Annotated in this window: 15 protein-coding genes; 6 read left to right on the top strand and 9 right to left on the bottom strand. The window is 75.6% G+C overall.

What is annotated here, in order from left to right; genetic code table 11:
* The first annotated feature begins 21 nt into the window (after positions 1-21).
* A complete protein-coding gene (locus ACI781_RS06845; protein ID WP_456565326.1) occupies positions 22-549 on the top strand; it encodes a hypothetical protein in 528 nt (175 codons plus the stop codon).
* 24 nt (positions 550-573) lie between these two features.
* Here ACI781_RS06845 and ACI781_RS06840 read toward each other — a convergent pair whose 3' ends face one another.
* Positions 574-1,344, bottom strand: coding sequence for a glycosyltransferase family 2 protein (locus ACI781_RS06840; RefSeq protein ID WP_456565325.1), 771 nt, complete (start codon positions 1,342-1,344; stop codon positions 574-576).
* A gap of 158 nt (positions 1,345-1,502) precedes the next feature.
* Here ACI781_RS06840 and ACI781_RS06835 point away from each other — a divergent pair, with 158 nt between their 5' ends.
* Positions 1,503-2,393 carry a glycosyltransferase family 2 protein gene (locus ACI781_RS06835; RefSeq protein WP_456565324.1) on the top strand — a complete coding sequence of 297 codons (891 nt, stop codon included), beginning with the start codon at positions 1,503-1,505 and terminating at the stop codon, positions 2,391-2,393.
* Positions 2,394-2,408: 15 nt separating this feature from the next.
* On the opposite strand, the gene ACI781_RS06830 is transcribed toward ACI781_RS06835, so the two are convergent.
* Complete coding sequence (locus ACI781_RS06830; protein ID WP_456565323.1) at positions 2,409-3,515, bottom strand: glycosyltransferase; 1,107 nt, start codon at positions 3,513-3,515, stop codon at positions 2,409-2,411.
* Positions 3,516-3,532: 17 nt separating this feature from the next.
* Here ACI781_RS06830 and ACI781_RS06825 point away from each other — a divergent pair, with 17 nt between their 5' ends.
* A complete protein-coding gene (locus ACI781_RS06825; protein ID WP_456565322.1) occupies positions 3,533-4,774 on the top strand; it encodes a glycosyltransferase in 1,242 nt (413 codons plus the stop codon).
* A gap of 2 nt (positions 4,775-4,776) precedes the next feature.
* Here ACI781_RS06825 and ACI781_RS06820 read toward each other — a convergent pair whose 3' ends face one another.
* Positions 4,777-6,225 (bottom strand): hypothetical protein, encoded by a 1,449-nt coding sequence (locus ACI781_RS06820; protein WP_456565321.1) that lies wholly within the window; start codon positions 6,223-6,225, stop codon positions 4,777-4,779.
* Positions 6,226-6,305: 80 nt separating this feature from the next.
* On the opposite strand from ACI781_RS06820, the gene ACI781_RS06815 reads away from it, so the two are divergent.
* Positions 6,306-7,721: an SDR family NAD(P)-dependent oxidoreductase gene (locus tag ACI781_RS06815; protein ID WP_456565320.1), complete on the top strand. Its 1,416-nt coding sequence runs from the start codon at positions 6,306-6,308 to the stop codon at positions 7,719-7,721.
* On the opposite strand, the gene cysN is transcribed toward ACI781_RS06815, so the two are convergent.
* From cysN to ACI781_RS06790, 5 genes are all read right to left on the bottom strand, one after another.
* Complete coding sequence (gene cysN, locus ACI781_RS06810; RefSeq protein ID WP_456565319.1) at positions 7,701-9,638, bottom strand: sulfate adenylyltransferase subunit CysN; 1,938 nt, start codon at positions 9,636-9,638, stop codon at positions 7,701-7,703. The two genes, ACI781_RS06815 and cysN, sit on opposite strands and share 21 nt — an antisense overlap.
* On the bottom strand, positions 9,638-10,543 hold the full coding sequence (gene cysD, locus ACI781_RS06805; RefSeq protein ID WP_456565318.1) for a sulfate adenylyltransferase subunit CysD: 906 nt from the start codon (positions 10,541-10,543) through the stop codon (positions 9,638-9,640). The genes cysN and cysD overlap by 1 nt, the downstream gene beginning before the upstream one ends.
* Positions 10,544-10,568: 25 nt before the next feature.
* Complete coding sequence (locus ACI781_RS06800; protein WP_456565317.1) at positions 10,569-11,366, bottom strand: 3'(2'),5'-bisphosphate nucleotidase CysQ; 798 nt, start codon at positions 11,364-11,366, stop codon at positions 10,569-10,571.
* A gap of 124 nt (positions 11,367-11,490) precedes the next feature.
* A complete protein-coding gene (locus ACI781_RS06795; protein ID WP_456565316.1) occupies positions 11,491-12,441 on the bottom strand; it encodes a sulfite exporter TauE/SafE family protein in 951 nt (316 codons plus the stop codon).
* 214 nt (positions 12,442-12,655) lie between these two features.
* Entirely contained in the window at positions 12,656-13,192 is a 537-nt protein-coding gene (locus ACI781_RS06790; protein WP_456565315.1) for a hypothetical protein, read from the bottom strand.
* A 261-nt stretch (positions 13,193-13,453) separates the two neighbouring features.
* Here ACI781_RS06790 and ACI781_RS06785 point away from each other — a divergent pair, with 261 nt between their 5' ends.
* Together ACI781_RS06785 and ACI781_RS06780 are read left to right on the top strand one after the other, a co-directional pair.
* Positions 13,454-15,010 (top strand): streptophobe family protein, encoded by a 1,557-nt coding sequence (locus ACI781_RS06785; protein ID WP_456565314.1) that lies wholly within the window; start codon positions 13,454-13,456, stop codon positions 15,008-15,010.
* A gap of 253 nt (positions 15,011-15,263) precedes the next feature.
* Positions 15,264-15,989 (top strand): PP2C family protein-serine/threonine phosphatase, encoded by a 726-nt coding sequence (locus tag ACI781_RS06780; RefSeq protein ID WP_456565313.1) that lies wholly within the window; start codon positions 15,264-15,266, stop codon positions 15,987-15,989.
* A gap of 186 nt (positions 15,990-16,175) precedes the next feature.
* Here ACI781_RS06780 and ACI781_RS06775 read toward each other — a convergent pair whose 3' ends face one another.
* Positions 16,176-17,294: an LCP family protein gene (locus tag ACI781_RS06775; RefSeq protein ID WP_456565312.1), complete on the bottom strand. Its 1,119-nt coding sequence runs from the start codon at positions 17,292-17,294 to the stop codon at positions 16,176-16,178.
* Positions 17,295-17,374: the final 80 nt, after the last annotated feature.

Here is a 17,374-nt window from a genome sequence, read left to right as displayed (position 1 = left end):
GCGGGCCGGGCCTGGGACCGGGTGGCCGTCGTCGGCGCCCCGGCGGTGGGCAAGACCCTCCTGGCGCGCCTGCTGGAGGAGCGGCTCGGCCTGCGGCACGTCGAGCTGGACCGGCTCCGCTTCCGGGCGCCGGGGCCGGCGTCGGACGCCGAGTTCGCCGCGGCGGTGGCCCGCGAGACCCGCCCCGACCAGCGGTGGGTGGTCGAGGGCGCGGAGACCGGCCCGCCGGTGGTCGCGGTGTGGCGCGGCGTCGACCTCCTCGTCTGGCTGGACCACCGGCGCCCGGCCGTGGCCTGGCGGGTCCTCGGGGACTGCCTGCCGGCCCTGGTCTCCGGTGGCCCCGCCGGCCGGTGGGGCTACTGCCGCTACCAGGGCCGCAAGCTGCGCAAGTCCTTCCGGCACGCGCGGCGGCTGCGGTCCGCCCTGCCGCGCGAGCTGGCCGCGGTCCGGGAGGCGGGCGTGCCGGTGGTCCGCCTGCGCTCGCGCCGGGCGACCCGCCGCTGGCTGGACGGGACCGTGCCCGGCGGCGGCCGGGGCACGCTCACCTGAGCGGGGCGCGGGCCGACGGACCGGTCAGCGCGCGTAGCGCTGCAGCGCCTCGGCCCAGGCGGCGCGCGGGTCGGTCGGGGTGATGCCCCCGTCCAGGGTCTGCTGCCCGGTCCCGAACCGGGTGCCGTAGAAGTTGTGGTAGGCGACGTCGCCGAAGACGGTCCCGATGTCCCCGGGGCCGCGCTGGCTGGTGATGTCGAAGAAGTGCAGCCGCGGCGCCTCCCGTGCGGACATCTCCTCCCCGACGTCGCCGGTGGCGACCCGGTCCGCCGCGTGCGGCCGGTAGCGCGCCCGGAAGGAGTGGCCGCGGCGGACGAACCGCGCGGTGCGCATGCCGAGGAAGCAGGGGTGGACGAAGGGGCGCCACAGCCGGGCCCCGGAGATCTCCGCGCCCCGGTCCAGGGGCGCGAGCAGCTCGGGCAGCCACCGGTCGTGCAGAGGGAAGGCGTCCACGTCCAGGGTCACGACGAACTCCGTCCGGCAGGACAGGACGGCGAGGTCGAGCGCGAGGTCGTGGCCCAGGTTGACCGGGAGCAGCAGGGTCCGGACGTCGCGCCGCGCGGCGAGGTGCCGCCGGGACCCGTCGACGGACCCGTTGTCGACGACGAGGACGCGGAGGTCCGGGGGGCTCCGCCGCCGGACGACGTCGAGGACGTCGGCGAGGAACGGCCAGCTGTTCCAGTTGACCGTGACGAGCGTGACGGCACCGGGCTCGAGGTCGCCGAGGCGGCGCAGGGCCCGCCGGCGCAGCAGGGGGACGACGACCCGCCATCCCAGGGCGCGTGCCGTGCGCACGACCCGCGGGTGCTGCAGGGCCCCCCGCAGGAGGCCCGCTGCACCGGCGACGGGGCCCCGCGGGCGCCGGGGCGCGCGTGCGTCCACGGACGGTTTGTACTGCACTGGGGACGGCGACGGGCCCCGGCTCCGCGCCGGACCGGTCCTACAGTGCACGGATGGACCAGGGCGCGGACCCGGCGGTGCGCGTGAGCGTGGTCCTGGCCTGCAGGAACGCCGCCGGGCACGTGGCCGGGCAGCTCGAGGCGCTCAGCCGGCAGCGGCCCGGCCGGTGGGGTCCGTGGGAGCTGGTGGTCTCCGACAACGGGTCCACCGACGGGACGGTGGCGGTCGTCGAGACCTTCCGCGGGCGGTTCCCGCGCCTGGTCGTCGTCGACTCGGCGGCCACGCCGGGGCCGGGTGCCGCGCGCAACGCCGGCGTCCGGGCGGCCGCCGGCGACCGCATCCTCTTCTGCGACGCCGACGACCGCGTGGACGGCGGCTGGCTCGCGGCCATGGCGGAGGGGTTGGACCAGCACGACCTGGTGGCCGCCCGGCTGGACGTCGAGGCCCTCAACCGGTGGCCGGACCTGCGGCGCTGGCCCGGGGGGACGGGGCTGCTGATGGGCCGGCCGCCGTTCCTGCCGTACACGATGAGCTGCGCGCTCGGCGTGCGCCGGGCGGTGCACGAGGCCCTGGGGGGCTTCGACCCGGCGTTCCGGGACGCGGCGGAGGACTGCGACTACTGCTTCCGCGCGCAGCTGCGCGGGTACTCGCTCGGCGTCGCGCCCGGGGCGGTCGTGCAGTACCGCTACCGGGAGAGCCCGGTGGCGGTGATGCAGCAGTCGCGCAGCTACTCCCGGGGGCACGTGCAGCTGTGGCTCGCCTACCGCCACCTCGGCCTGGCCCGCCCCTCGCCGGTCCGGGGCCTGCTCAGCTGGGGGCTGCTGCCCGCCCGGCTCCTGCCCGCCCTGACGAGCCGGCCCCGGCTGCTGCGCTGGATGCGGCGGCTGGGCTGGCGGGTCGGGCGGCTGGAGGCGAGCCTGCGGCACCGCACCTGGGCGCTGTGACCCGGGGGTACCCCCTCAGCGGTCGGTCCGGCCGCGCGGCCGCAGGACGTCGTCGTACAGCTCCTCGTAGCGCCGGGCCATCGCCGACACCGTGAAGTCGCGGCGCGCCCGGGCGCCGGCTCCGGCCACCAGCCGGTCCCGTAGGCCGGGATCGGCGACCAGCCGCCGGAGCGCGTCGGCCAGCGCGTCCGGGGCCTCGGGCGGGACGAGCAGCGCGGAGTGGCCGTCGGCGACCGCGTCGGGGATCCCGCCCACCGCGCTGGCCACGACGGGCGTCCCGGCCAGCATGGCCTCGAGCAGCACGAGGGGCAGGCCCTCCTGGCGGCTCGGGACGGCGAGGGCGTCGAACGAGCGCAGGTGCCCGGTGGCCGGTTCCGACCAGCCCGGCATGCGCACCCGCCCGCCGATCCCGAGCTCGGCCGCGAGCCGCTCCAGCGCCGGCCGCTCCGGTCCCTCGCCCACGAGGACGACGTGCAGCGCCGGGACGCGGGCCGCGGCCCGCAGCAGCACGTCGAACCCCTTGTGCCCGACCAGCCGGCCGACGGCGCCGACCACGAACCCGTCCCGGTGCCGGGGGAGCGGGGCCGCCGCGGGCGCGGGCTCCGGGACCCCGTTGGGGACGACGCGGACGCGGCCGGCCGGCAGGCCGGTGAGCTGCTCGACCTGCCGCGCGGCGCGGGCGCTGACCCCGACGACGGCCTGCAGCCGCGGGGCGGTCCGGCGCACCAGGCGGTCGGTGCGGGCCCGGGGCGGCGCCATCGGCAGGTGGGCGACGCCGATCACCGGTGTGTGCCACAGTGTCGTGGCCGCGAGGACCGTGTACGGGTCCGAGAAGGGCACGGGGAGGTTCACGTGCACGAGGTCGGCGCGCACGGCCCGCATCGCCCGCCGGTGCGCCGCGATGGCGGGCAGGTCCCGCCCGCCGCGGATGCGCGGCAGGACCGTCGGCACGACCCCGGGGCGCCGGTGTGCCAGCCGGGTGAGCACCGTGGCGTCGACGCCGAGGAGCCGGACGTCGAACCGCTCGGGCAGGGCCGCCAGCAGGTGGCCCAGCACGACCTCCGCCCCGCCCCACCCGGTCGCCCCGCAGAAGACCAGCAGCCGCGCGGGCCGCGGCGTCACCGGGGCCTCGCGGTCTGATGCGGGTCCTGGTCGTCGCCGACGAGTACCCCTGGCCGGCGCGCTCGGGCTACCGGCAGCGGCTGCACTGGGTCCTGCGCGGCCTGACCGGGCAGGGCGAGGTCGACCTGCTGGTGGCCCGGGCCCGCCCGCCGCTGGACCCGGCGCCGCCCCCGCCGGAGGTGCCGCTGCGCCGTCTCGAGGTCGTGACCGCGGGGCAGGTGGCGCAGCCGCGGCTGCCGCGCACGCTGCGCTGGCTGGCCGGCACCCGGCCGCGGTCGCTGACGGGCCGGGACTGGTCGGCCGCGCGCGCCCTGGCCGCGACGTGGGCGCGCGACGGCCACGACGTCGTCTGGTTCTCGCACAGTCCGCTCTACCTCGCGCTCTCCGGTGTGCTGCCCGCCCCCCACGTGGTCGACCTCGACAACCTCGAGTCCTCGCTGCTGCGCCACCGCAGGATGCACCGGGACGCGGGGGAGGTGCACGGCGGTCGAGGACCGCGGGCGCGGGTCCGCCGGGGCGCCGACGCGGTCGACGAGCGCCGCTGGCGGCGGCTGGAGGCGCGGATCGCCGGGACCGCGGCGGTCACCGTGGTGTGCAGCGAGCTCGACCGCGGGCGGCTGCCCGGGCCCCGGGTCAGGGTGCTGCCCAACGGCTACGAGCCGCAGCCGGCCGCCGCGCGGCCCCGGGTGCGGGCGACCGGCGCCGCGCCGGCGTCGGCGGAGCCCGTCCTGCTGTTCGTGGGGCTGCTGACGTACGCGCCCAACCGGGACGCGGTGGCGTTCTTCGCGCGGGAGGTCCTGCCCCTGGTCCGCGCGCAGCGCCCGGCCGCCCGCCTCCGCGTGGTCGGGCGCCACGGCCCCGGTGCGGTCCAGGCACTGCGCGGGCTGGCCGGGGTGGAGCTGGTCGGGGAGGCCGCCGACATGGCCGCGGAGCTCGCGGCGGCGGACCTGTCCGTGGTCCCGATCAGGTTCGGCGGCGGGACCCGGATCAAGGTCCTCGAGGCGTTCGCGCACGGGGTGCCCGTCGTCAGCACCACGGTCGGCTGCGAGGGCCTGGACGTCGTCGACGGCGTCCACCTGCGGGTGGCCGACGGCGCGCCGGCGCTGGCGGCCGCCTGCCTCGAGCTGCTGGAACGGGACGACCGGCGGGCGGAGCTGAGCGCGCGGGCGCACGCGCTGTGGGCCGACCGGTACCGGTGGACGGCGATCGCTCCCGCGGTCGGGGAGATCGTCGGGGCCGCCCGGGAGGGGGCCGGCTGACGTCACCGCCGCGAGGCGGGCCAGTCGACCCCCAGCGCCGGGTGCGCCAGCCACGCCGGGGCCAGCAGGGCGAGGTGACCGAGGGGCGCCGGGGCCGCGCCGCGGAGGTCCGCCTGGCGCCGTGCCGCGGAGGTGCCGTGGTGGGCCCAGCACAGCGTGGCCAGCGGCCCGAGCGCCGCGTCCGGCACGCCGGCGGCCTCGGCGGCGGCGTGCAGCCACCGGAACAGCCGGGGAGAGTGCGGCGACTCGCCGGCGAGGACGGCGAGGGCGCGGCGCAGCAGGGTGGGGGCGTCGGCCGGCCCGTCCAGCCGGGCGAGGACGTCGGCCGCGAAGTAGAGGAGGTCCCACAGCGGCAGGCCGGCCTCCCGGGCCGACTCCCAGTCCAGGACCGTGAACCGCTCCCCGTCGGACACGATGTTCCAGCTGCCCAGGTCGTTGTGCTGGAGCACCGCCGGCAGCGGGGGGAGGCGGTCGAGCAGGCCCGGGTCCAGGTCGGAGTCCGCGAGCAGGCGGGAGAGCCGGGCGCGCTCCGGCTCGAGCGCGGCCGGTGGCCGGGCGGTGCTCCGGCCCAGCTGCACGGTCCAGTCGGCGACGGCGTCGAGGAGGCGCAGCGGCTGCCGGGGCAGGAGGTGGACGAGCTGCCGCCCCACGGCCGCCGTCTCCACGGAGGCGGTGAGCCCCCCGACCTCGACCCGGCCCAGGTGCGCCGGCGCGTGCGCGGCCACCGGGCCGCCGGCGGCGCGGGCCAGGGCCAGCCCGGCCTCGTCCCGCAGGAAGGAGGCGCGGTGCCCCGGGACCCGGCTGAACTTGACCGCCCACGCGGGGTCGGGCCCGTCGAGGACGAGGAAGACGGCCCGCTGCAGCTCGTCGCCGGTCCCCAGGGCGAGCAGCCAGCGGCCGTCGGTCGCGACGCCGAGGTGGGCGACGGCCTGCAGGACGGCGGGTGCGCTGTCGGCCGGGGCGCCGTCCGACACCACGGTCACGAGGGCACCGGACGGGATCAGTGGCCACGGCCGGGGGAGGTGCCCGACCAGCGCCGCCCCGCCCCGGAGGCGGGCGCGGGTCAGCCGGCTCGCGGGGGTGGCCATGGTCCGGAGGTGGTAGTCGAGGGGGCCGGCGGGGCGCAGGGGCAGCAGCAGCCGGGGAGCCGCGGCGGTCCCCCGGAGGAGGTACGGCCGGCCCGGCCGGCGACCGTCCGCGGCCCGGATGCCTCCCCGCCCCAGGAGCACGTGCGTGCGGGCGGGCGTGCGCAGGCCCGCCGCGCCGTCGCCGCCGGGGGCGACCACCAGGTCGAGCGGCGCCCGCGGTGCCCGGTGGTGCACCTGCACCCCCGCCTCGCGCAGGCCGGCGGCCAGCGCGGACATCCCGGGCAGGCGTCCGTCCCCGACGACGAGGGCCGTCTCCACCGGGTGCGGCAGGAGGAAGCGGAGGTCGGCGGCGCGCAGCGTCACGGGCGCACCCCCGCCGGCGGTCCCGGAACGGCGCGGATCGGGCGCTCGTGCGCGCCGCGCCCCGGCTCTATGGTGGCGCGGTGGGGCGTCTCCGCACCGTCGCCGTGGTCCTCGCCGGGGGGACGGGGAGACGGGTCGGCCTGTCGACGCCGAAGCAGCTGCTCAAGGTCGCCGGCAAGCCGATCATCGAGCACACCATCGCCGCGCTCAACCTCTCGCCGCACGTCGACGAGATCGTCGTGATGATGGCGACGGGGCACCTCGACGCCGTCCGGCAGCTGCTGCGCGGCGGTGCCTACGGCAAGGTGAGCCAGGTGCTGGAGGGCGGGGAGACCCGCAGCGAGACCACGCGTCTGGCCCTGCGGGCACTCGGCCGCGAGGAGTGCAACGTCCTGCTGCACGACGCCGTCCGCCCCCTGGTCAGCCAGCGGATCATCGCCGACTGCGTCGCCGCGCTGCACGAGCACGAGGCGGTGGACACCGCCATCCCGTCGGCCGACACGGTCATCCGGGTGGACGAGCGGACCGGGGGCACCATCGAGGACATCCCGTCGCGGGCCCGGCTGCGGCGGGGGCAGACCCCCCAGGGCTTCCGGCTGTCCGTCCTCCGTCGCGCCTACGAGCTCGCCGACCGGCACGGGGACCTGCAGGCGACGGACGACTGCACGGTGGTGCTCCGTCACCTCCCGGGGGTGCCCATCGTCGTCGTGCGCGGCGAGGAGCGGAACCTCAAGATCACCGAGCCGATCGACGTCTACCTCGCCGACCGGCTGTTCCAGGTGCAGAGCCACGAGGGCCCGATGCACCGCTCCCCGGCGCAACGCCGGGCGGCGCTGGCCGGCCGGACGATGGTGGTCTTCGGCGGCGCCTACGGCATCGGCCGGGACGTCGTCGAGGTCGTCCAGGAGCACGGCGCCCGCGTGTTCTCCTTCAGCCGGTCCACGACCGGGACCCGCGTCGAGCGACGGGAGGACGTCGCGGAGGCCTGCAAGCGGGTCGTGGCGGAGGCCGGCGGGGTCGACTTCGTGGTGAACGCGGCCGGCGTCCTGACGCGGGGACCCCTGGTGGAGGCGAGCGAGGACCTCGTCCTCTCCTCGGCCGAGATCAACTACCTGGCGCCCATCTACATCGCGCAGACCTTCCACCCCCTCCTGCGCCGCACCCAGGGCTCGCTCCTGCTGTTCACCTCGAGCTCGCACACGCGGGGGCGGGGCGGGTACAGCCTGTACTCCTCGGCAAAGGCGGCCGTGGTGAACCTGACGCAGGCCCTGGCGGACGAGTGGGCCGTCGACCGGATCCGGGTCAACTGCATGAACCCCGAGCGGACGGCGACCCCCATGCGGTCCATGGCCTTCGGCGTCGAGCCGCCGGACACGCTGCTGTCGTCCCGGACGGTGGCGGAGATCGCCGTCGACGTGGTGACCTCGGGGTGGACGGGCAACGTCGTGGACGCCCGGCGGGAGGACACGGCGGGCTCACCCACCGGTGAGGGGTGAGCCGGGGTCGGCGTCCGGCGTGAGCACCCCGATGCGGCGCAGCACGTCGACCACGAGGTGCGCGGCCTCCTCCTGGCTCGTGGTGGTGGTGTCGATCCGCAGTTCGGGCGCCTCCGGCGGCTCGTAGGGGGAGTCGATCCCGGTGAAGTTCGTGAGCTCGCCACGCCGGGCCTTGGCGTAGAGGCCCTTGACGTCGCGCTGCTCGGCGACCTCGACGGGCGTGTCGACGAAGACCTCGCAGAACTCGCCGTCCTCGACGAGCCCCCGGGCCATCCGCCGCTCCGCGCGGAAGGGCGAGATGAAGGAGACCAGGACGACCAGCCCGGCCTGCACCATGAGCCGGGCGACCTCGCCGACCCGGCGGATGTTCTCGACCCGGTCGGCCTCGGTGAAGCCGAGGTCGCGGTTCAGGCCGTGCCGCACGTTGTCGCCGTCGAGCAGCGTGGTGTGGACGCCGAGCACGTGCAGCCGCTTCTCCACCAGGTTGGCGATGGCCGACTTCCCGGCGCCGGAGATGCCGGTGAACCACACGACGCACGGCCGGTGGCCCGTGAGCTCGGAGTGCGCGGCCTTGTCGATCTCCAGCGCCTGCCAGTGGATGTTCTGCGCGCGGCGCAGCGCGAAGTGCAGCATGCCGGCGCCGACGGTCGCGTCGGTGAGGCGGTCGATCAGCACGAACCCGCCCATGTCCCGGTTCTCCGTGTAGGGGTCGAACGGGACCGGCCGGTCGAGGTGGAGGTTGCAGACCCCGATCTCGTTGAGGGCGAGGGTGGTGGCGGCGGTGTGGGCCAGGGTGTTCACGTCGACCCGGTACTTGGGCCGGCTGACGGAGGCCGGCACCGTCGTGGTGCCGATCTTGAGGAGGTAGGGCCGGCCGGGCAGCATCTCCTGCTCGGCCATCCAGACGACGTGGGCCTCGAACTGGTCGGCGGCGCCGGCCGGCGCGGTGGCGGCGCAGAGCACGTCGCCGCGGCTGACGTCGATCTCGTCGGCCAGCGTCACCGTGACCGACTGGTCGGCGACCGCCGCGTCGAGGTCGCCGTCCATGGTGACGATGCGCGCCACGGAGCTCTCCTGCCCGGAGGGCACGACGCGGACCCGGTCGCCCACCCGCACCCGCCCGCCCACGACGAGCCCGGAGAAGCCGCGGAAGTCCTGACCCGGCCGGTTCACCCACTGGACCGGCATCCGGAAGGGCCCGTCGGCGGACGGCCCGCCGACCGGCACCGTCTCCAGGTGGGCGAGCAGGGTGGGCCCGTGGTACCAGGGCGTGTGCGGGCTCGGCTCGGTGACGTTGTCCCCGCGGAGCGCGGACACGGGGATGCAGGTGACGTCGTCGATGCCCAGCCGCCGGGCGAAGTCGCGGTAGTCGGCCTCGATCGCGGCGAAGACGTCGTGGGAGTAGCCGACGAGGTCGAGCTTGTTGACGGCGACGACGATCGTGCGGATGCCGAGCAGCGAGACGAGGTAGCTGTGCCGGCGGGTCTGGGTGAGGACGCCCTTGCGGGCGTCGACCAGGATGACGGCGAGCTCGGCCGTGGACGCGCCGGTCACCATGTTGCGGGTGTACTGCTCGTGACCGGGGGTGTCGGCGACGATGAACTTGCGCCGCTCGGTGGTGAAGAAGCGGTAGGCCACGTCGATCGTGATCCCCTGCTCCCGTTCGGCGGTCAACCCGTCGACGAGCAGGGCGAAGTCGAGGTCGCCGCCCTGGGTGCCCACCTTCCGCGAGTCGGCCTCCAGCGCGGCGAGGTGGTCCTCGAACACGAGGTGGGACTCGTAGAGCAGCCGGCCGATCAGCGTCGACTTCCCGTCGTCGACGCTGCCGCAGGTGATGAAGCGGAGCATGTCCTTGCGCTGGTGGGCCTCGAGGTAGGACTCGATGTCCTCGGCGATGAGCGGCGAGGGCCCGGTCATCAGAAGTAGCCCTCCTGCTTCTTCTTCTCCATCGACCCGGTGGAGTCGTGGTCGATGACCCGGCCCTGCCGTTCCGACGTCGTCGTCAGCAGCATCTCCTGGATGATCGCCGGCACGCTGTCCGCGCTGCTCTCGACCGCGCCGCTGAGCGGGTAGCAGCCCAGGGTGCGGAAGCGGACCGACCGCATCTGGGGCTGCTCGCCGGGGAAGAGCGGCATCCGGTCGTCGTCGACCATGATCAGGGCGCCGTCGCGCTCGACCACCGGCCGCGGCGCGGCGAGGTAGAGGGGGACGATCGGTATCCCCTCGAGGTGGACGTACTGCCAGACGTCGAGCTCGGTCCAGTTGGACAGCGGGAACACGCGGAGGGTGTTGCCGAGGCTGTGGCGCACGTTGTAGGTCCGCCACAGCTCGGGGCGCTGCTGCTTGGGGTCCCAGCGGTGCTGGGGGGAGCGCACGGAGAAGATGCGCTCCTTGGCGCGGGACTTCTCCTCGTCGCGCCGGGCCCCGCCGAAGGCGAGGTCGAACCGCCCGGCGTCCAGCGCCTGCTTGAGCCCCTGCGTCTTCCACAGGTCGGTGTGCACGGCCGAGCCGTGGGTGAACGGGTTGATGCCCATCCGGATGCAGTCGGGGTTCTGGTGCACCAGCAGGTCGAGCCCGAGCTCGGCGGCCGTCTTGTCGCGGAAGTCGTACATCTCCCGGAACTTCCAGGTGGTGTCGACGTGCAGCAGCGGGAAGGGCGGCGGCGCGGGGAAGAACGCCTTCCGCGCCAGGTGCAGCATCACCGAGCTGTCCTTGCCGATGGAGTAGAGCATCACCGGGCGTTCGCTCTCGGCGGCGGCCTCGCGCAGGACGTGGATGCTCTCGGCCTCCAGGCGCTGCAGGTGCGTCAGCGGATCCGTCATGCCTCACCTCGGTGGTCGGGCGCCGTCAGGCGTGTGCGGCCAGGACCTCCAGGACGCGGTGCGCCAGTTCCGGCCGGCACACGACGAGGTCGGGGAGGTAGGGGTCGGGCTGGTTGTAGAGCAGCGGCGCGCCGTCGAGCCGGGAGGCGTGCAGGCCCGCGGCCCGCGCGACAGCGACGGGTGCGGCAGAGTCCCACTCGTACTGGCCGCCGCCGTGGACGTAGACGTCCACCTCCCCGCGGACGACCGCGGCCACCTTGAAGCCGGCCGAGCCCATGGGCACCAGGTCGGCGTCCAGGGCCTCGGCCACCGCGCTCACGACGGCGGGCGGCCGGCTCCGGCTCACCGCGACGCGTAGCCGCGCGGTTCCGTCCCGTGACGGAACGGTGGGCGGGTGTGCGGTGTCGAGGACGAGCCCCAGTCCGGGCAGGGCGACGGCGCCGGCGGTCAGCGTCCCGGCCTCCCAGAGAGCCACGTGCACGGCCCAGTCGTGCCGGCCCTCGGCGAACTCCCGGGTGCCGTCGAGGGGATCGACGATCCACACCCGCCGGGCGGCCGTCCGCGAGGTCCGGTCGGCCGCCTCCTCGGAGAGGACGGCGTCCGCGGGGCGTGCCGCGGACAACCTCTCTGCCAGCAGCGCCTGCGCGGCGGCGTCGCCGCGGTCCTTCAGCTCGGCCGTGGGCAGGTGCGGCGCCTCCTCGCGCAGCGCGCGCAGGCGTTCGCCGGCCGCGCGGGCGAGTGCGGCGGCGAGGGCGGCGTCGTCGAGGTCGGCAGACGCGGGGGCGGCCTGCGCCGACGGCCCCCGACCCGCTCCGTCGACCATCGCCGTCCTCGCTTCCCCGTGCGTCCCCGCGGTGAGGGGCCGGTGGACTGGTGCGTGGGCCGCCATCTTGCACGCCGGTGCGGCGCAGCGGAACCCGTCGGCCCGTGCGGGCCGCCCGGTCGCCTCAGGTGGACTGGCGGACCTCGTTGCGGCGGCGCTCCTGGAGCACCAGGGGAGCCTCGCCGTGCCGCACCCGGATCACGGCCCACACGGTCGCGCCGCCCACGACGGCGACGAGCACGACGACGAGGACGGCGGCGATCGGTGCGCCGAGCAGCTTCACGCCGGAGGCGAGCAGGACCACGGCGAGGGCGCGCCGGACGAGGCTGCCGGGCGTGTGGGAGGAGACCCGGGCGCCGAGCCAGACGCCGGGGATGGCGCCGACCAGGACGCTGCCGGTCAGCCCGAGGGTGAAGTCGCCGAACAGCAGGTGCCCCAGCGAGGCCGAGGCGACGAGGGGCACGGCCTGCACGAGGTCGGTCCCGACCAGCTGCCGGGCGGTCAGCGCCGGGTACAGCAGGAGCAGCGCGACGATCATGAGCGATCCCGCGCCGACCGACGTCATGCCGACCACCAGGCCGCCGCCGAGACCGACGAGGACCGTGGCCAGCCGCCGGACCGGGACGGTGGTGATCGCGGTCCCGCCGCCCAGCGGGTCACCGGTCGCACGGGTGCGCTCGCGCTCGCGGAGCCTCAGGTAGGCCTTCGCGGCGAGCGCGAAGGACGCGAGGACGAGGACGGCGCCGAGCGCGACCAGGAGGATCTCCGAGAGGCGCTCACCGGAGGCGAGCGCCCGCAGCAGGAGCACGCCGGCGAAGGCGCCGGGGACCGACCCCAGGCAGAGCAACCGGACCAGGCCGAAGTGGACCGTGCCCTGGCGCATGTGGACGAGGCCACCGATGGGCTTCATGAAGAAGCTGGCCACGACGTCGCTGGAGACCGCGGCCAGGGGGGAGACGCCGAAGAAGAAGACGAGGATCGGTGTCATCAGGGCGCCGCCGCCCATGCCCGTGAGCCCCACGACGACACCCACGAGCAGGCCGCTCACGGCGATCGCCGGATCCCACCAGTCCATCCGGCCTCCTCGGGGGGAGATCGCCGCCGCGCTGCTCCTGCCGGCCCTGAGGCACGCATCTCAGCAGCTTCGCGGTGCTCCCGGTAGACCTCCGGGGCTGCCGGGCCGGTGTGACCCGGGGGCCACCCGGCCGGCGCCCGCGACGACCGGGGACCGGTCGCGCGGGTCGCCCGGGAGGTCCGCGCCGGACGGCGTCCCGCGGGAACGCGCGACCTCAGGCCCCGCCGGTGGTGGCCTTCCCGCGCCGGACGCGGCCCAGCAGGAGGGCCCCGGCGACGCCGGCCGCGCCCAGCACCATGGCGCCGCCGAGACCGTTGCCGTCGGCGGGGAGCTGGCTGCTCGGCCCGCAGCTCGTGTCGCCCCGGCGGGCCGGCAGGTTGGTGGCGCCCAGGTGCCACATGGGGCCGCCGCCGCGGACGACGGTCACGGAGAAGGCGCCGTGCTGCACCCCGGGGGCGAAGGTCGTCGGCTGCGGCGTCCCGTAGCCGCGCGGGGTGACCTGGTTGGCGGGGCCGGCCGGGATGGTGACCTCACCGCCGGTGCGGTTGTCGTAGCCGAAGATCGCCGTCCACGTGCCGTCGGGGTTGACGCGGACGCAGTCCACGAGCGGGACGACGTCCGGCGGGCCCGAGCGGTTCGGCGCGGCCTGCGCGGCCCCGGGGGTGAGGGCCACCGCCGCCGTGACGGCGAGGGCCGCCGTCGCTCGTCCGACGCGCCGCCGCAGCGGGCGCGTCTCCTGGGGCTGATCCATGCTGTCGGTCCTTCGTCGGCGGGGTGGTCACCGACCGTGTCGACGCGTTCACCACGGGCCTTGAGCGATCTCGGCCGTGGATCACCCCATCGGGGTGCTCGTCCGGGTCCGCGACCTCCGTGACGGAGGAAGCGTCTGAGGCGTTCTGGTTCCGATATGGGACGGCGACACGGTCACGAGAGCGCGTCGCGGCGCAGCGACGGGCCTACGGTCCGGGGGCGCCGCGCTGTCCGCGGCACGGGACTCGCACACGGGGGACGCATGACGACGACGCAGGGCTTCTGCGGCAACTGTGGCGCCGGGGTGCCCTACGGGGCGGCCGCGTGCGCCCACTGCGGCCTGCCGACGGTGGCGCTGCCGCCCGGCAGTGCCCCCACGTCCCCGCAGTGGGCCCAGCCCGTCCCGGGCGTGCAGCCTCCCGCGCCGATGCCGTTCCCCGGACCCGCGCCTGGACACGGGGCCGTCTACGGCGCGACGTACGGCGAGGGGTCCGGCCCGTACGGGCCGCCGCAGCGACCGGCGGGTGGCGCGCGGGCTGTGGAGGCCCTGCTGACCGGCGACTGGGCGGGTGCGGCGCGCGCCGCCGGCCTCGCGGTGCTCACCATGCTCGGCGTCTCGCTGGTGGGCATGCTCCTGCTCGCGGCCGGCGAGCTGGGGTCCCACGAGACGTTCGTGCTCGTCCTCGGTGGGGCCTGCCTCGCCGTCGGCGGCGACATCTTCGCCGAGGCCCGCGGTGACGCGTTCGACTTCGAGTCCACGGCCGCGACGGCGAGCATCGGGGTGCTGCCGCTGACGGTCACCCTGGTCGGCATGGTGGTCCTGGGCGCCTCGTTCGCCCGCCGCCTGCGCCGGCGTCCGGTGGCCCGTGGGCGGGACGTCGTCCTGCAGATGGTGCGGACCTCGGTCCTGTTCGCCCTGGTGTTCCTGCCGTTGTCCCTGCTGACGCGGTACACGGCGAGCACCACGGGCGAGGACGAGCTCGCCGACCTCGTCGACCTGGACGGCACGTTCGGCGTCGGGGTGTGGTCCTCGCTGTCCGGTGCGCTGCTGTTCGCGTTCGCGACGACCGGCCTGGTGGCGTTGCTGCGCCGCTCCGACCCGCTGCTGGGCCGCTTCCGTGCCCGCGTGGCCCCGGCTCTGACGGGCGCCCTGGTCGTGTTCGCCGCGGGCATCGTCGCCGCGGTCGTCGTCGTCATCTGGGCGCTGGCGGAGAACGCCGGGCAGGAGGGGGTCCCGCAGTTCCTCGGCATCTCGCTGCTCGCGTTCGGCAACGGCGTGCTCGCCGCGGTGCTGTGGACGGCCGGCGTGTCGCTGACCGGCGAGGGCGGCCTGGCGGGGGAGTTCACCAGCACCGGCCGCGACTCGGTCAGCCTGCTGACCTTCACCGACCACAGCGGTGCCTTCTGGCTGGCGCCGGTGGTGCTGTTCGTCGTGATGCTGTCCGTGGCCGTCGTGGTCGTGCTGCGCCAGCACACGGTGCTCGGGGCCCGGCTGGAGGGCCTGCGCTTCGCCGCGGCCCTCGGGGCGGTCGCCTTCGCGGCTGCGCTGCTGCTGCGGATCTCGGTCGCGTCGTCGGCCGGCGGCGACGGCCTCGGGGCGTCGGCCACGGCGACGACGACCTTCAACCCGTTCCTCGCGGCGTTCGTGCTGGCGCTGTGGGGTGCGGTGACCGGCTTGCTCGCGCCGGTGGTCGCAGCCGCCCTGCCGCCGGGCCTGGTGCAGGCGGTGCGCCGGCGGTACGGCATGGCCCCGCCGCCCGCCATGCCACTCGCACCGCCGCCCGTGGCCCCGCCGGCGCCGCCGCATCAGTGGGGATGACCCTGGCGCGGGGATGGGGGCGCCGCTCGGTCGAGGGTGGGTGCAGTGTGGTGCCGTTGCCTCGCGTCGCCCGAGCGGGCGAGCCGGTGACCATCTCGTGGCGGGAGGAGTGCCACCGCGGCGTGGTCGGCACGACCAGCGGACATGTCGTGGAAGGACGACGGCCGGTGCCGCCGGAGGCCGCGACGGCCAATAGGCTCACCGGCCCACGGGGATGACGCACGGGCAACCGCCGTGTCGAGGACGGAGAGCGATGCCGCAGGTGCAGCTGTCGTGGGGGAGTGCGACCCACATCGGACAGCGTGAGGAGAACCAGGACAGGCTCCTCGCCGTGCCTCCGGTGTTCGCCGTCGCAGACGGCATGGGGGGCCATGCCGCGGGGGCCGAGGCGGCGCAGGCTGCGATCGACTGCTTGTCCGCGACGATCGGTAGGCCCTCGCTGACGGTGGCGGCGCTGCAGGAGGCGCTCCGCGCGGCCGACGCACGCATCCGGGCGCTCGGTGAGGCCGATCCCTCGCTGGTGGGGGCCGGGACCACCGTCGCCGGCGTCGCCCTCGTCGAGGAGGCCGGCGAGCTGCAGTGGGCTGTGTTCCACGTCGGTGACTCGCGGGTCTACGAGTGGACGCCCACGTCGTGGCGCCAGGTGACGGTGGACCACTCGCTCGTCCAGGTGCTGGTGGACACCGGGCACGTGGCCCCGGAGGCCGCCGCCACGCACCCACAGCGCAACATCGTCACCCGGGCACTCGGTGTCGGCACCGGTGGCGATGCTGACGTGACGCTGCTGCCGCTCGCGGATGGTCAGCGCTTCCTGGTGTGCTCCGACGGACTCTCCAACGAGATCGCTCCCGAGGACGTCGCCGGCTTCCTGGGTGACTCGGACGATGCCGCCACGATCGCCACAGGGCTCGTCGACGAGGCGGTGGGACTCGGAGGTCGCGACAACATCGCCACGGTGGTCGTCCTCGTGGGCATCTGAACGTCGGACCAGGTCGTCCCGACGTCGTGTCCCCGGTGCGCGTCCTCGGGAGGGAGTCGCGCCGGCGTCGTCTCGGGCTGCGCATGCGCCCGCCGAGGGGCGCCGGCTCCAGGACTCCGCGGGGAGGCGTGCGCGACCCCGCGCATGCCCTGTGAGCGCGATGGCGTCACGGTGTGGCGGCCTCGCTCATCGTGGTACCCCGGGCAGCGCCTCCTCCGAGAACTCCGCGGCATTCGACGAGAGGGAGTCCCTGCGCAGGTAGGTCCACATGCGCTGCCCGGTGACGGTGTCGAGGTAGACGACGCTGGAAGCACCTTCGCGACCCGTGCCGAGGACGGGCGCGGTGAAGGACTCGACGTTCTCGGGCCGGAGCCCGCGCAGCGAGTACGCCATGGACAGCAGGTCCGTGTTGCTCAGGGAGTCGTCAACGGCCACGGCAGACGTCACGGCGCGGAGTGCGGCGTCGAGCTTGCCCGGGTCGGTGAAGGTGTCGCTGCTGAAGAGCTTGGTGAACAGGGCCTCGAGGAACTGCTGCTGGCGTCGCACTCGGTCGAAGTCGCCGCCCTCGAGGCCGTAGCGCTGAGCGAGGTACCAGCGAGCCTGGTCCCCGTCGAGGTGGTTCACGCCGGCCGGGAAGGTGTACGGGCCGTTGCTGGTCGCCTGGGCCACGACCACGTCGACCCCACCCAGGTCGTCGGTCACCTGGATGATCCCCTCGAAGTCGATCGAGACGTAGTGGTCGATCCGTACGCCGGTGAGCTGCTCGACGGTCTGGATGAGCAGTGTCGGGCCGCCGAACGCGTACGCAGCGTTGATCTTGTTCTTGCCGTGCCCGGGGATGTCCACCCACGAGTCCCGGGGGATCGAGACCAGCTGGGCGTGCTGACGGTCGCCTCCGATCCGCGCGATCATGATGGCGTCCGACCGGCCTCCGGCGGCGATGCCCTCGTCCGCGGTCCCGCGCGTGTCCGTTCCCACGAGGAGGAACGTGACCGGGTCCTCGGCAGTGGGCTGCTCCGGTGTCGGAGGAGCGGGGCGGGACTCCTCGTCCAGGGCGTCGAACACGTCGGCGACGCGGTCGATGTTGCCGGCGTAGCGGTCCGCGAGGAACCAGACGCCACCGCCGAGCAGGACGGCGAGGACGACGGCGAGCACGCCGGCACCGGCCAGCGCCCGACGGACGCGGGTCGGTCCTCCCGCCGGGAGGGCATCGCCCTCGCTACCGCTGTCGTCCTCCCGGTCGTCGTCCTGATCGACAGCAGCGGCGTGCCGCGGCCCGTCCGTGCCCATGGGTCCCCCGTCCACCAGTGGTGGGTCCCGAGACTAGGAGGCCGGCCACGGGGGCGACACCCGCTGCTCCCTCTGGCGGGTGAAGCGAGGCACCG

The sequence above is a fragment of the Blastococcus sp. SYSU D00695 genome (assembly GCF_054050555.1).
Note: the sequence above shows the minus strand (reverse complement) of the source record. Positions and strands in the feature narration are given on the sequence as shown.

Excerpts from the sequence above, each read along its gene's own strand:
- cysD (WP_456565318.1), bottom strand. The coding sequence starts at position 10,543 with ATGACGGATCCGCTGACGCACCTGCAGCGCCTGGAGGCCGAGAGCATC.
- cysN (WP_456565319.1), bottom strand. The coding sequence starts at position 9,638 with ATGACCGGGCCCTCGCCGCTCATCGCCGAGGACATCGAGTCCTACCTC.
- ACI781_RS06835 (WP_456565324.1), top strand. The coding sequence starts at position 1,503 with ATGGACCAGGGCGCGGACCCGGCGGTGCGCGTGAGCGTGGTCCTGGCC.
- ACI781_RS06800 (WP_456565317.1), bottom strand. The coding sequence starts at position 11,366 with ATGGTCGACGGAGCGGGTCGGGGGCCGTCGGCGCAGGCCGCCCCCGCG.
- ACI781_RS06785 (WP_456565314.1), top strand. The coding sequence starts at position 13,454 with ATGACGACGACGCAGGGCTTCTGCGGCAACTGTGGCGCCGGGGTGCCC.
- ACI781_RS06825 (WP_456565322.1), top strand. The coding sequence starts at position 3,533 with ATGCGGGTCCTGGTCGTCGCCGACGAGTACCCCTGGCCGGCGCGCTCG.
- ACI781_RS06780 (WP_456565313.1), top strand. The coding sequence starts at position 15,264 with ATGCCGCAGGTGCAGCTGTCGTGGGGGAGTGCGACCCACATCGGACAG.
- ACI781_RS06795 (WP_456565316.1), bottom strand. The coding sequence starts at position 12,441 with ATGGACTGGTGGGATCCGGCGATCGCCGTGAGCGGCCTGCTCGTGGGT.
- ACI781_RS06790 (WP_456565315.1), bottom strand. The coding sequence starts at position 13,192 with ATGGATCAGCCCCAGGAGACGCGCCCGCTGCGGCGGCGCGTCGGACGA.